Raw genomic sequence first — 12,708 nt, forward strand, 5'->3', positions numbered from 1 at the left:
GCCGCCTCGGGGCTGCCGACGGCCTGAGAGGGGCCGCGTCGCGAGGCGCGGCCCTTTTTTGCCTGTTCCCGGGCCTATCCGTGGGGCCGATACGACGGCATGACCAATAGCAGATGCGCCGGTTGCACTGTTTGGCTTACATTCGACGGCCCTCGTTTCGCCCCTGCAAGTGACCTCAAGCATTTCCAGTCCCGCCGCGCACCCCAAGCGCGTCCTGGTCGTCCACTATTCCCAGACGGGGCAGCTGTCGAGCGTCGCCGGGCAGATCGTGGCGCCGCTCGCGGCCGACCCCGGGATCTCGGTGCATGTGGAGGTGCTGCGGCCGGCGGCGGAATTTCCCTTTCCCTGGCCCTTCCTGCGCTTCTTCGACGCCTTTCCGGAGTCGGCGCACATGAAGCCGGCGCCGCTGGCGCCGCTCTCGCTCACGGGCGAGGAGGACTTCGACCTCGTCATCCTGCCCTACCAGGTCTGGTTCCTCGCTCCGTCGCAGCCGGTGGTGGCCTTCCTGAAGCATCCCGTCGCGGCCCGGCTGCTGCGCGGCAAGCCCGTGGTCACGGTGATCGCCTGCCGCAACATGTGGCTGCTGGCGCACGAGAAGCTCAAGGGCCTGCTCGACGCGGTGGGCGCACGGCTGATCGACAACGTGGTCTTCACCGACCCCGGCCCGACCCTCGCCACCTTCTTCACCACGCCCGCCTGGCTGATCTGGGGCCGCAAGCGCGGCTTCTGGGGCATGCCCGACGCGGGCCTGAATGCCGCGCAGATCGAGGGCAGCGCCCGTTTCGGCCGCGCCCTGCGCGACGCGCTGCACGAGGACCGGGAGCGCGGCGCCGGTCCGCTGCTCGCGGGCCTCGGCGCCGTCCGGGCCGATGCGCGGCTGCTCATCAGCGAGAAGGCCGGCACGCGCAGCTTCTTCCTCTGGGGCAAGCTGATCATGGCGGCCGGCCGGCCGGGCGCATGGCAGCGCAAGCCGCTGCTGGTGCTCTACGTGCTGTTCCTGCTGGCGCTGATCGTCACCGTGGTGCCGGTGAGCCTGACCCTGCAGGCGCTGCTGCGGCCGCTGTTCAAGGGGTGGCTGACTAGAATGACGGCCCATTTCGAGTGCCCTTCGGGCTCGGCCGTGGACCGTGTTCCCCTTTATGACGACTGAAGTCTTCCTGACCCGCACCGCCGCCTTCCTGCCCTTTTCCGCGGTCGGCAACGAAGACATCGAAGAGGTCCTCGGCCGCATCGGCGGCAAGGCCTCGCGCGCGCGGCGGCTGATCCTGCGCAGCAACGGCATCCGTTCGCGCCACTACGCCATCGACCGCGCCACCGGGCAGCTCGCGATGAGCAACGCCCAGCTCACGGCCGAGGCGATCCGCGCGCTCGGCGACGACATCGGCCCGGTCGACTGCCTTGCGACCGGCACCTCGCTGCCCGACCAGCTGATGCCCAACCATGCGGTCATGGTGCATGGCGAACTGGGCTGGCCCCGGCTCGAGGCGGTGGCCTGCGCCGGCATCTGCCTCGCGGGCGCCGCAGCGCTCAAGCACGCCTGGCTCTCGGTGCGCGCGGGGGATGCGCAGCGCGCGGTGGCCACGGGCTCGGAACTGGCCTCGGCCGTGATGCGCGGCGACCGCTTCGAGGCCGAGGTCGAGCACAAGCTCGCGGCGCTCGAGGAGCGGCCCGAGCTCGCGTTCGAGAAGGACTTCCTGCGCTGGATGCTCTCCGACGGCGCCGGCGCCGTGCTGCTCGAGCGCACGCCGCGCGGGCCGCTGTCGCTGCGCATCGACTGGATCGACCTGTCCTCGGCCGCGCACGAACTGCCGGTCTGCATGTACGCCGGCGGCGACCGGAACGCCGAGGGCGCCTTCGAAGGCTGGGCCCGCACCGCGCCCGAGGACTGGGCGCGCGCCTCCACCTTCGCCGTGAAGCAGGACGTGCGCCTGCTCAACCAGCACATCGTGCGCGCCACCCTCGGCGAGCCCCTCGCCGCGCTGATCGACAAGCGCGCGCTGAAGGCGGCCGAGATCGACTGGTTCCTTCCGCACCTGTCGTCGAGCTACTTCTTCGAACCCGTGGCCCGCTGCCTCGAGGAGATCGGCTTCGCGATCCCGCGCGAGCGCTGGTTCAGCAACCTGCTGACCAAGGGCAACACCGGCTCGGCCTCGCCGTACATCATGCTCGACGAGCTGTTCCGCTCCGGCCGCATCCGGCCGGGCCACCGGCTGCTGATGTTCGTGCCCGAGAGCGGACGCTTCTCGAGCGGCTTCATCCACCTGACCGCCGTATAGCCATGGACCTCGACGCCGTTCCCCAGGAGGGCAATGCCACGCTCGACGGGCATTCCAAGCTCATGTACGCGCGCGACGCCGAGGGCCGCGTGGTCACCACGCGCTCGCGCGGCTGGGAGGCGGAGGAGATCGTCACCAGCCATGCGGTCGACGTGCTGGTCGAACAGGCCCGGGCCGCCAGGGCGCGCGTTGCGGCCGGGCTCGCGTCGCCGCTCGAATACTGGATGTACGAACGCCGCATGGACGTGGCGCTGCTCTCGCAGACCAGCGGCTTCTGGCAGTGGCGCGTGCGGCGCCATCTGCAGCCGCGGCACTTCGCGGCGCTCGGTGCGCGCCAGCTCGCGCGCTATGCCGACGCACTGGGCCTGCCCGTCGCCACCCTGCGGAGCCTGCCGTGAACTTCGAGCACCAGCAAGCGGCGCATTGCGAAAGCGGCGTCATCTCCAGCCTCATGCGCCACCACGGCGCGCCGATGACCGAGGCCATGGCCTTCGGCCTCTCGTCGGCGCTGTCGTTCGCGTACCTGCCGTTCATCAAGCTCTCGGGCCTGCCGCTCATCTCGTACCGCATGCCGCCCAAGGCGATCATCAAGGGCCTGCTGGCGCCGATGGCCGCGCGCTTCCGCTTCGAGACCTTCCGCAGCGCCGAGGCCGGCCAGCAGCGGCTCGACGCGCTGCTCGCCGACGGCCGGCTCGTCGGCCTGCAGACCTCGGTCTACTGGCTGCCGTACTTCCCGCCCAACATGCGCTTCCACTTCAACGCGCACAACCTGCTGGTCTACGGCAAGGAGGGCGACGACTACCTGATCAGCGACCCCGTGTTCGAGGAGCCGGTGCGCTGCGCCAGCGCCGACCTGGCCCGCGCGCGCTTCGCCAAGGGCGTGCTCGCGCCCAAGGGGCTCATGTACTACCCGGAAGCGATCGAGCGCCAGGCCGTCGCCCCCGACGCGGTGCGCAAGGCCATCCGCCGCACCGTGCGCACCATGCTCGCGCCGATCCCGATCGTCGGCGTGCGCGGCATGCGCGCCCTCGCCAAGCGCATCGACCGGCTGCCGGTGGGCGAGGCGCACACGGTGGACTACATCGGCCACGTGGTGCGCATGCAGGAAGAGATCGGCACCGGCGGCGCGGGCTTCCGCTTCATCTACGCGGGCTTCCTGCAGGAGGCCGCGCAGCTGCTCGACAAGCCGCAACTGCAGCAGATGTCCGAACGGCTGATCGCCATCGGCGACGACTGGCGCGCCTTCGCACTCAAGGCCGCCCGCATGGTCAAGGGCCGCGAGGCGGTCGATCCGGCGCGGCTCGCGGGGCTGCTGCGCGCGCTGGCGCAGCAGGAAGAGGGCTTTTTCCGCGACCTCAAGGCGGCTGTCGGCTGAAATGGGGTTTTGTCTGTCGATGTGGCGTGGAGCTTCGGGGCGCGTGCCCAGGCCACCGGGTGCTCCCCTCCGCGAATGTCCCCCGCCTTCGGCTCCTCCTTTATTTCGCTGCGGGGAGCACCCGGTGCCCTGGGCACAGGGCACGCTCGTGGTTTGCGGCCGATCAACGAGTGCTCTGATCCGCTCCCGTCGATGGTGGGCTCCCCGCAGCGAAATAAAGGAGGAGGCCGCAGGCCGGGGGACATTCGCGGAGGGGAGCCCACCATCGGCGGGGGCGCGCCCCGAACAGCAGCCCCCAGAACACCAGCGCCAAGCACAACGGCACCCCGCGCCATGCTCGAACTGAAGCGCCTGGGCCACCGCTACCCCCACGCCGATGCCCCCCGCACTCGACGAAGTCTCGCTCGCGGTGCCCAGGGGCTCCGTCATGGGCCTGCTCGGTCCCAATGGCGCGGGCAAGACCACGCTCATCTCGCATCTGTCGGGCGCGCTCCACGTCCAGTCCGGCGAGATCCGCATCGACGGTCAGCCGCTCGATCAGGTGCGCGCCAAGACCCCCACACGCATCGCCGTCGCGCCGCAGGAGCATGCCTTCTATCCCATGCTCAGCGTCGCCGAGAACCTCGCTTGCTTCGCCGCGGCCGGCCGGCTTTCCGGCGCACGCAAGAAGGCGCGCATCGACGACTGCATGCGCTTCGCCCAGCTCGAAGCCTTCGCCGGCGTGCGCGCCGAGCGCCTCTCCGGCGGCCTCAAGCGCAGGCTCAACCTCGCCATCGCGCTCCTGCCCGAGCCCGAACTCATGCTGTTCGACGAGCCCACCGTCGGCGTCGATCCGCAATCGCGCGCCTTCATCCTCGACGCCATCAAGAGCCTCGCGCAGCAGGGCGCGGCCGTCGTCTACGCCTCGCACTACATGGAGGAGGTCGAGGCCATCGCCGACCGCGTCGCCATCCTCGACCGCGGCCGCGTGCTGCGCGAAGGACCGCTCGACGCGCTGCTGTCCAAAAGCGCCATGCTGCTCACGCTCGCCGCCGACGGTCTCGATTCCGCCATGCTCGCGCGCTTCGGCACCGTGGAAGAGGGCGGCGTGCACTGGCGCGTGCATCTGAACGAAGGCGTCGGCCCCGCGCCGGTGCTCGCCGCGCTCGAGGCCGAGGGCATCGCCGTGCGCCATGCCGAATTCGGCCGGCACGACCTCGAGCAGCTCTTCATGACGCTCACCCACCGCTCGCTGCGCGACTGAGGCCCATGCTGATCGCGCTCATCAGGAAGGAACTGCTCGCCCTCGTGCGCGACATGCACGGCCTCGCGGCGCTGTTCCTGATGCCGATGGTCTTCATCGTGCTGATGTCGCTGACCCTGAAGGACATCTACCGCCCGCCGCTCGCCGAGCTGCGCTATGCCGTCGACATGCGCGACACCGGCACGCCCGCGCAATGGCTGCGGCAGCTCTGGCAGCGCAGCCATGGCACGCCGCAGCCGCTGGGCGCCGACTGGCAGGAGCGGCTGCGCAGCGGAAGCCTCAAGTACGTGATCGTGCTCGAACCGGGCCTGTCCGAAGAGCTCGAATCGGCCGCGCTCCCGACGCGCGCGCACATCCGCCTGCTCGCCGAACCCGGCATCGACGCCAACCTCTTCAACGCCGTGCGCGCCGAACTCATCGGCGCGTCGGGCGAACTCAAGGCCCGGCTCGCGCTTGCCGTACCCGGCACCGCCAGCCCGCCGCCGGACGCCTCCATCCAGGCGCTGGTGCATGCCGAGCGCCACGCCACCAGCGGACCGCGGCCCACCTCGGTGCAGCAGAACGTGCCGGCCTGGCTGGTGTTCGGCATGTTCTTCGTGGTGGCCTCGCTCTCGAGCCTGTTCGTGCAGGAGCGCGGTTCCGGCGCGCTCGGGCGGCTGCGCAGCCTCGGCGTGTCGCGCACCATGCTGCTGCTGTCGAAGGCGCTGCCGTACCTCGGCGTGAATGCGCTGCAGGCGGCGCTGATGCTCGCCGCCGGCATCTGGCTGATGCCGCTGCTCGGCGGCGACGCGCTCTCGCTCGCCGGCATCCACTGGGGCGCGCTCGCGGTCGCGCTCGCCGCCGTGAGCCTGGCCGCGGTCAGCCTCTCGCTGGCGATCGCCTGCGCGGTGCGCAGCCACGCGCAGGCCGCGACCATCGGGCCGATGGTCAACGTGCTGATGGCGGCGGCCGGCGGCATCATGGTGCCGAAGTTCGTCATGCCGGGCTTCATGCAGCGCGTGGTCGAGGTGTCGCCGATGAACTGGGGCCTGGAGGCGCTGCTCACGGTGCTGCTGCGCGGCGGCACCGTGGCCGACACGCTGCCGCAGGTCGGCCGGCTCGTGCTGTTCGCGGCCGCCATGTTCCTGCTCGCCGTTCTCCTGTTTCGCAGACCCGCAACGTGACCGCTTCCGTCTCCCCCGAATTCATCGCCGGCCTGAAGGCCATGGTGCTCGAAGCCGTCGAGAAGGAGGCGCCGCCCGGCGGCCTCGGCGACGACGAGCCGCTGTTCGGCCCCGAGGCCCGGCTCGACCTCGACTCGCTCGACGCGCTGCAGGTGTCGATGGCGATCCAGCAGCGCTTCGGCGTGCGCATGCCCGACAGCAAGGAGACGCGCCGCGCGCTGACATCGATCGCGCACCTCGCACGGCATCTCGCGCAAGCGGGCAAGGCATGAGCCTCGCGCCGGTTCATCTGGCGGGCACCGGCCTGGCCTGCGCGCTCGGCGGCGACCTGCGCGCGGCCGTGGCCGCGCTGCGCCGCGGCGGCGTGCGGCCCGAACCGGTGCGCATCTCGCCCGAGGTGCAGTGGCCGGTCTACCGGCTCCCTGCCGGCGAGGGCGACTGGCGGGCGCGGCTCGTGCGCACGGTGCGCGCGGTGGCCGCGGAAGCCGGCGTGGACGATGCGGCGCGCGATGCGCCGCTCTTCGTGGCCTCGTCCTCGCTCGACGTCGGCGAGATGGAACAGGTGCCGCCGGCCGCGCGCTTCGGCGGCGACTTCGACGACTTCGCGGACATCGTCGCGCACGCGCTCGACTGGCGCGGGCCGGTCTTCACGGTCTCGACCGCCTGCACCTCGGCCTTCAACGCGGTGTTCGCGGCCTGCGACCTGCTGCGTGCCGGCGAAGCCGCCGAGGCGCTGGTGATCGGCGCCGAGCTCGGCAACCGCTTCACGGTGGCGGGCTTCGGCGCGATGCAGCTGCTGTCGCCTGATGCCGCGCGGCCTTTCGGCGCCGCGCGCAACGGCCTGGTGCTCGGCGAGGCCGTGGCCGCGCTGCGGCTCGCGCGCGCACCGGCGGGGCGCTGGCGCATCGCGGGCGGCGCCAACGTGGTGGACGGGCGCAATCCCTCGGGCGCCGAGGCAAGCGCGGTGCGCGCGATGTGCGAGGGCGCGCTCGCGCAGGCCGGGCTGGCCACCGCCGACGTCGACCTCGTCAAGGTCCAGGCCGCCGGCGGCCCGGCGAACGATGCGATCGAGGCCGAGGCGCTGAAGCAGCTGTTCGGCACGCTGCCGCCGCTGGTCTCGCTCAAGGCGCAGATCGGCCACACGCTCGGCGCCTCGGGCGCGGCCGAGCTCGCATTGCTGCTGGCCTGCATCGAAGCCGGCGCATGGCCGCGCGCGGAGCACGCGCTCGATGCTGGGCTCGGCGTGGCGCTCGCGGCCGAGGCGCCCGCGCGGCTGCGCCATCTGCTGCTCAATCTCGTGGGCTTCGGCGGCGGGCATGCCGCGCTGCTGCTCGCGGGGGACCACGCATGACGATCGACGACCTCGACCTTGCGGGCTGGCGCACCCTTGCGCACGTGGGCGCCGACGCGCTGCCCGAGGACTGGCGCGACCGCCTCGCCGCGCGGCTCGGCCAGCGGCCGCGGCGCGTGGGCCTGTGGACCGAACTCGCGATGTACGGCGCGCGCCGCTGCCTCGACGCGGCCGGCGAAGCCGCGCTGCCGGCCGGCGCACGCCTGCGCGCGACCAGCCTGCGCGGGCCGCTGGGCGCGATGCAGGCGGGCCTGGCGCAGCTCGACGCGGGCATGCCGATGCCCTTCACCTTCATGCAGGGCCAGCCCGCGCTGATGCTCGCGGAGGTCGGACGCTGCCTCGGCTGGCAGGGCGATGCGAGTTTCATGCTCGGGCGCGAGGCCCGTCGGCTGCCGCGGCTCGCGGCGCACGGCACGGGCGCCGCGGGGCTGCTTTTCGGCGTGGTGGAGGAGGGGCGCGAGGGCGAGGCCGCGCGCTCCGAATGGTGGCGCCTCGTGCCCGCCTGAACGGGCTTCAGCCGAGCGCCGCGATCGAGCGCGCGAGGTTGGCGCGCGCCCGGTCTTCGAGCAGTGCGTGCATGCGCGGCGTGGCATAGATCGCCGGGCGCGCAAGGAAGCGCTGCAGAATCTCCCGGCGCCGCGGCCGGCGCACCTCGGGCGGCACGAAGCCGTATTCCGCATGCACCTGGCGCTCGTACTCGACGAAGCGCGCGGGCTCGGCGCCGAGAATCGAAAGATCGATGTCGATCAGCAGCTCGGCATCGCGCCCCACCGGCACCGCATCGTGCCGCGTTGCCATCACCAGCGCATGCACGCGCGCGGCCGCCTCGGGCGCTACGCCGGCGGCGTGCATCGCGTCGCGCGCCCAGTCGGCGCTCTTCGCCTCGTTGTCGTGCGCATGCACGTCGTAGACCGCGTCGTGGAACCAGAGTGCGATCGCGACTTCGGCGGGGCGTTCGGCCTGGGCCTTTTCGCGCTCGAACCAGGCCAGGCATTCGCCGAGGTGCTGCAGCGTGTGGTAGTGGCGCTGCGGCTCGGTGTAGCGGCGTTCGATCTCCGCGCGCAGCGCCTCGTCGACCGCAACGACGCCGAGCGCGCGCCAGGCCGCTTGCCAGTTGGCGCGCCGGGCATCGGGGGCGAGCGGCTGCATGACGGTCGCGCGCGGGCTACTGCGCCATCGCGGCCTTGATCTCCTGGCCGAGATCGAGCACCGACATCGCGTAGTAGCTGCTCCAGTTGTAGCGCGTGATCACGTAGAAGTTGCGCGTGCCCGCCACGTAGGTGGGCGGCGCGTCGGGGCCGTTCTGCAGTTCGATCAACGCGAGCAGGCCCTGGTGCCGGAGGCCGTCGCCCTCGGGCACCGCGCCGGCGGCCACGAAGCTGTCGGCGCTGAAGGTGGGACGGATGTCGGGCGCGAGCAGCAGCGCCTTCTTGAGCCGCTCTTCCTCGAAGTGCACCGGATAGGTCGCGGGCATGCCGGGCGTCCAGCCGAAGGCCTTGAAGTAGTTCGCGACCGAGCCGATCACGTCGGCGGGGTTGTCGACCAGGTCGATGCGGCCGTCGCCGTCGAAGTCGACCGCGTACTTCGCGATGCTGCTCGGCATGAACTGCGGCATGCCCATCGCGCCCGCGTAGCTGCCCACGGGCACGAGTGGGTTGCGCGCGGTGCGGCCCTCGTCGGACAGGAAGTTCTCGAGCTCGCCGCGGAAGAAGGCTTCGCGCTCGGCGGCGCGCGGATGGCCCTGCGGAAAGTCGAAGGAGAGCGTGGCGAGCGCGTCGATCACGCGGAAGTTGCCCATGTTGCGGCCGTAGATGGTCTCCACGCCGACGATGCCGACGATGATCTCGGCCGGCACGCCGTAGGTGGCCTCGGCCCGCGCCAGCGTCTCGGCGTTGGCGCGCCAGAAGCGCACGCCCGCGGCGATGCGCGTGGCGTCGATGAAGCGGCTGCGGTAGACCTGCCAGTTCTTCACGCCGCCGGGCGGCCCGGGCAGCATCAGGCGTGGCACGCCGGGCAGGAAGCGCGCGCTGCCGATGGTGGCGCGCACCCATTCGCGGTCGAGGCCGCGGCGCTCGGCAACTTGGTCGGCAAAGTGCATCGCGTCCTCGCGCGTCGCATAGGGCGTGCTGCCGGTCACGGCCTTCACCGGGCGCGCGGCGGCGGCGGAGGTCTTCTTCTGGGCCGCGGCACCCAGGGGCCAGGCACAGCAGGCGGCGAGCAGAAGAAGGGCGGCGGCGCGCGGCGGCGCGGAAAGAGAAGATCGCATGGGGTGCGATTGTGCCGCCGGCCGCGGCCCGTTCTCGCGCCCGACTTCAGCGCCGCGGCGGCGCCGCCGGCCACTCGATGCGCCGGAACTCGGCGCGCAGCGCACCCAGCGAGGCGGGCGACGCCTTCGCATAGCGCTGGGCCTCGAGCTTCAGCAGCCAGTCGCGCAGCGTGCGCGCGGCGGGACCGAAGCGCGCCTCGGCCTGCTGCGCCATCTGGCGCGGCGGCGCGGTGGCGGGCAGCACCAGACCGGCCTTGGCGAGGCGCGTGCGCGCTTCGCCGAGCAGGCGCAACCAGGGGTCGTGCTGGCTGCGCTCCCACAGTGTCCAGGCCGCACCCGCAAGGCTCGCGCCCACGAGCAGGTAGAGCAGCACGTAGGCCAGGTCCTCGAGGCTGGGCGCGTCGAAGCCCAGCGTCTTCAACAGGTTGAGCTGCCGGCTCTGGGTGTAGTTGAGCACCCACTGGTTCCAGCCGTTGTTGACCGCCTCCCAGGCCGCGCGCACGGTCTGTGCGAGCGTGGGGCTCATCGCGCCGATGGCGCCCGCGAACAGCCCCGGCTGCGGCACCAGCCGCTGCAGCTGGCCGACGCGGCCCGGCGCGACCGCGGCCGTGGGATCGACGCGCACCCAGCCCTTGCCCTCCTGCCAGACCTCGGCCCAGGCATGGGCGTCGCTCTGGCGCACCACCCAGTAGTTGTCGATGGTGTTGAGGTCGCCGCCCTGGTAGCCGGTGACGATGCGCGCGGGAATGCCGAGGTTGCGCATCAGCACCACGAAGGCCGAGGCGATGTGCTCGCAGAAGCCCTCTTTGCGGTCGAACCAGAACTCGTCGGCCGTTTCGTTGCCGTAGACGCCGGGTTCGAGCGTGTAGGTGTAGCCGCCCGTGCGCAGCCGCTGCAGCGCGGCGCGCACGAAGGCCGCGGCGTCGGCGCCGGCGAGCGCGGGGTCGGCGCGCATCTGGGCCGCGAGCGCGGCGGTGCGCGGATTGCTGCCGGGCGGCAGCGCGAGGTAGGCGCGCAGCGCGCCGCTCGGCCGCGTCGGGCCGCTCTCGAAGCGCGTGAAGCTCTCGGCGCTGTAGCGCACCAGGTCGGAAATCGGCCGGCTCGCGAGCCACTGCAGGTCGGTGGTGCCGTTGACCTCGAAGCCGGGCAGCTGCGGCGCGCTGGCCGCCACGTCGAGCGTGAGCAGCCAGGGGCGGTGGCTGGGTTCGAGCGTCACCTCGTAGCGCACCGGCTCGCCGCTGGTGCGCAGGTTGCCGGCGCCCTGCGCGGTGCGAAGCCACGACGGCAGCGCGGTCCATTCGCGGCCGTCGAACTGCGCCAGCACCGGTCCACGGAAATAGAGCTGGCTCTGCGGCGGGATGCGGTCGTTCTCGAAGCGGATGCGCGCCGCGATGCCGTCGTCGAGCGCCAGTTCGGCGATGGTGCCCACGCGCATCGTATTAGACAGGCCGGTGCGCCCCGCCATCGCGTCGCCGGGCGTGCCCCACAGCGGCGCGAAGCGCGGAAAGAGCATGAACAGCGCGAGCATGATCGGCGCGCCGGCCAGTGCCATCCAGCTGGCGGTGCGCGCCGCCTGCATCAGCGGCGGCCGGCCCACGGGCATGTGCGCATTGACCAGCGCGGTCAGCAGGCCGAGCAGCGCGAGCAGCATCATGAAGGCGGTCATGAGCGACTGCGAATAGAAGAAGTTCGTGAGCATCGCGAAGAAGCCCAGGAAGAACAGCACGAAGGCATCGCGGCGGGCGCGCAGCTCCAGCGTCTTGAGCGCGAGCAGGATCACCACCAGCGTCACGCCGGCATCGCGGCCGAGCAGCGTGCGGTGGGTGGCGTAGGTGGCGGCCACCGTGACCACCAGTAGGCCGGCGCGCCACCACTTGCCCGGCAGCGGCTTGGCCTCGATCGCCAGCATGCCGCGCCACACCAGCACCATGGCGGTGATGGCGGAGCACCACCAGGGCAGGTTCTGCGCCTGCGGCAGCACGATCAGCGCGATCACGGCGAGCAGGAACAGCGTGTCGCGCGCGTCGCGCGGCAGCGCCGCCATCTCGCGCCTGAGCTTCTTCAACATAGGGCCAGCGCCTCCAGGCAGGCCCGGCGATGTGCCTCGCCCTGCGAGGGCTGCACCACGCGCCCTGCCACGCGCAGGCCGTAGTCCACGCCCAGGCGGTCCGCCATCAACACCCAGGCGCACAGCCGCGACAGCCGCGCCTCGGTGTCGGGGAGGGCGGCGGCCTGCGCGTCGAGCCAGAGTTCTTCGCGCTGCGTCTGCTGCAGGTCGCGGCTCACGAGCTCCTCCGAGCCCGTGGCCTGCGCCCGGGCGGCCCGTTTCCAGACCACGAGCTTGAGCGGATCGCCGCGCCGGTAGGCGCGCAGGCCGTCGTACTCGCCGGCCGCCTGCGCGCGCAGCGCCGACGAGATCGCGGCGGGCCCGGCGAGCGGCTGGCCCGGCGGCAGCGGCGGCGGATGGAGTTCGGGCGCGGGATAGACCAGCATCTGCGCGGCGGGCCGCCAGACCGTCCAGACGCGGAAGGTGCCGAGCGGGAAGCGGGTCTCGGCGGTGAGCGGCGGCACCGGATGCAGCCCGCGCCGTTCGGGCAGGAAGGCGATCTCGACCGTGGCGCTGCCTTCGGCCGGCACGTCGGTCCAGGCCCACTGGCCGCTGCCGCGCACCGCCATGCCGATGCCGTAACGCACGCTGCGGCGCGTGTTGTGCAGCACCACGCGGAAGACGGCGGCCGCGCCCGCGTAGTGCGGCTCGGGCGGCATCATGTGCAGCGCCAGGCCGCGCAGGGTCGCGTGGCTCACGTGCATGCCCACGGCCACGCTGCCCGCGAGCAGGAAGGTCAGCAGGTAGCCGAGGTTGAGCTGGTAGTTGATCGAGGCCACCAGCAGCACCAGCAGCGTGGCGGCCAGCGTCCAGCCGGCACGCGTCGGGACGATGTAGACATTGCGCTGCGTCAGGTCCAGCGTGTCCGAGGGCGGCCGGCGCGAGAGGAACCAGCCGTCGATGCGCGAGCGCAGGGACGCGATCATC

At 72.2% G+C, this 12,708-nt stretch carries 13 protein-coding genes; 9 read left to right on the forward strand and 4 right to left on the reverse strand.

Annotated elements, in window-relative coordinates; all coding sequences use genetic code 11:
* Positions 1-169: 169 nt before the first annotated feature.
* The 9 genes from M2165_RS18855 to M2165_RS18895 all read left to right on the forward strand — a co-directional run bounded on the left by M2165_RS18855 (position 170) and on the right by M2165_RS18895 (position 7,914).
* Entirely contained in the window at positions 170-1,150 is a 981-nt protein-coding gene (locus tag M2165_RS18855) for a dialkylrecorsinol condensing enzyme (RefSeq protein ID WP_280816112.1), read from the forward strand.
* Positions 1,140-2,276 carry a beta-ketoacyl-ACP synthase III gene (locus M2165_RS18860; protein WP_280816113.1) on the forward strand — a complete coding sequence of 379 codons (1,137 nt, stop codon included), beginning with the start codon at positions 1,140-1,142 and terminating at the stop codon, positions 2,274-2,276. The genes M2165_RS18855 and M2165_RS18860 overlap by 11 nt, the downstream gene beginning before the upstream one ends.
* Positions 2,277-2,278: 2 nt before the next feature.
* Positions 2,279-2,674, forward strand: a complete 396-nt coding sequence (locus M2165_RS18865; RefSeq protein WP_280816114.1) for a hypothetical protein — start codon at positions 2,279-2,281, stop codon at positions 2,672-2,674.
* Positions 2,671-3,651, forward strand: coding sequence for a BtrH N-terminal domain-containing protein (locus M2165_RS18870; RefSeq protein ID WP_280816115.1), 981 nt, complete (start codon positions 2,671-2,673; stop codon positions 3,649-3,651). Before M2165_RS18865 ends, M2165_RS18870 begins: the two co-directional genes overlap by 4 nt.
* A gap of 376 nt (positions 3,652-4,027) precedes the next feature.
* Positions 4,028-4,894, forward strand: coding sequence for an ABC transporter ATP-binding protein (locus tag M2165_RS18875; protein ID WP_280816116.1), 867 nt, complete (start codon positions 4,028-4,030; stop codon positions 4,892-4,894).
* Positions 4,895-4,899: 5 nt separating this feature from the next.
* Positions 4,900-6,057 (forward strand): ABC transporter permease, encoded by a 1,158-nt coding sequence (locus tag M2165_RS18880; protein WP_280816118.1) that lies wholly within the window; start codon positions 4,900-4,902, stop codon positions 6,055-6,057.
* A complete protein-coding gene (locus tag M2165_RS18885) occupies positions 6,054-6,329 on the forward strand; it encodes a phosphopantetheine-binding protein (RefSeq protein WP_280816119.1) in 276 nt (91 codons plus the stop codon). Before M2165_RS18880 ends, M2165_RS18885 begins: the two co-directional genes overlap by 4 nt.
* Positions 6,326-7,408, forward strand: a complete 1,083-nt coding sequence (locus M2165_RS18890) for a beta-ketoacyl synthase N-terminal-like domain-containing protein (protein WP_280816120.1) — start codon at positions 6,326-6,328, stop codon at positions 7,406-7,408. Before M2165_RS18885 ends, M2165_RS18890 begins: the two co-directional genes overlap by 4 nt.
* Positions 7,405-7,914: a hypothetical protein gene (locus M2165_RS18895; RefSeq protein ID WP_280816121.1), complete on the forward strand. Its 510-nt coding sequence runs from the start codon at positions 7,405-7,407 to the stop codon at positions 7,912-7,914. The genes M2165_RS18890 and M2165_RS18895 overlap by 4 nt, the downstream gene beginning before the upstream one ends.
* Positions 7,915-7,921: 7 nt before the next feature.
* On the opposite strand, the gene M2165_RS18900 is transcribed toward M2165_RS18895, so the two are convergent.
* The 4 genes from M2165_RS18900 to M2165_RS18915 are packed head-to-tail and all read right to left on the reverse strand — an operon-like array spanning position 7,922 to position 12,707.
* The gene (locus M2165_RS18900; RefSeq protein WP_280816122.1) at positions 7,922-8,557 is read right to left on the reverse strand and encodes an N-methyl-D-aspartate receptor NMDAR2C subunit; all 636 of its coding nucleotides are present in this window, start codon (positions 8,555-8,557) and stop codon (positions 7,922-7,924) included.
* 16 nt (positions 8,558-8,573) lie between these two features.
* Complete coding sequence (gene mltB, locus M2165_RS18905; RefSeq protein ID WP_280816123.1) at positions 8,574-9,674, reverse strand: lytic murein transglycosylase B; 1,101 nt, start codon at positions 9,672-9,674, stop codon at positions 8,574-8,576.
* 46 nt (positions 9,675-9,720) lie between these two features.
* Positions 9,721-11,739 carry a DUF3488 and transglutaminase-like domain-containing protein gene (locus M2165_RS18910; RefSeq protein ID WP_280817575.1) on the reverse strand — a complete coding sequence of 673 codons (2,019 nt, stop codon included), beginning with the start codon at positions 11,737-11,739 and terminating at the stop codon, positions 9,721-9,723.
* A complete protein-coding gene (locus M2165_RS18915; RefSeq protein WP_280816124.1) occupies positions 11,736-12,707 on the reverse strand; it encodes a DUF58 domain-containing protein in 972 nt (323 codons plus the stop codon). Before M2165_RS18915 ends, M2165_RS18910 begins: the two co-directional genes overlap by 4 nt.
* Between the last annotated feature and the right edge of the window lies 1 nt (position 12,708).

This window comes from Variovorax sp. TBS-050B (genome assembly GCF_029893635.1).
Lineage (GTDB): Bacteria > Pseudomonadota > Gammaproteobacteria > Burkholderiales > Burkholderiaceae_C > Variovorax.

Bases quoted from the DNA above. Each gene is read 5' to 3' on its own strand.
- M2165_RS18860 (WP_280816113.1), top strand. From the start codon at position 1,140: ATGACGACTGAAGTCTTCCTGACCCGCACCGCCGCCTTCCTGCCCTTT.
- M2165_RS18865 (WP_280816114.1), top strand. From the start codon at position 2,279: ATGGACCTCGACGCCGTTCCCCAGGAGGGCAATGCCACGCTCGACGGG.
- M2165_RS18875 (WP_280816116.1), top strand. From the start codon at position 4,028: ATGCCCCCCGCACTCGACGAAGTCTCGCTCGCGGTGCCCAGGGGCTCC.
- M2165_RS18880 (WP_280816118.1), top strand. From the start codon at position 4,900: ATGCTGATCGCGCTCATCAGGAAGGAACTGCTCGCCCTCGTGCGCGAC.
- M2165_RS18890 (WP_280816120.1), top strand. From the start codon at position 6,326: ATGAGCCTCGCGCCGGTTCATCTGGCGGGCACCGGCCTGGCCTGCGCG.
- M2165_RS18895 (WP_280816121.1), top strand. From the start codon at position 7,405: ATGACGATCGACGACCTCGACCTTGCGGGCTGGCGCACCCTTGCGCAC.
- M2165_RS18900 (WP_280816122.1), bottom strand. From the start codon at position 8,557: ATGCAGCCGCTCGCCCCCGATGCCCGGCGCGCCAACTGGCAAGCGGCC.
- mltB (WP_280816123.1), bottom strand. From the start codon at position 9,674: ATGCGATCTTCTCTTTCCGCGCCGCCGCGCGCCGCCGCCCTTCTTCTG.
- M2165_RS18915 (WP_280816124.1), bottom strand. From the start codon at position 12,707: ATGATCGCGTCCCTGCGCTCGCGCATCGACGGCTGGTTCCTCTCGCGC.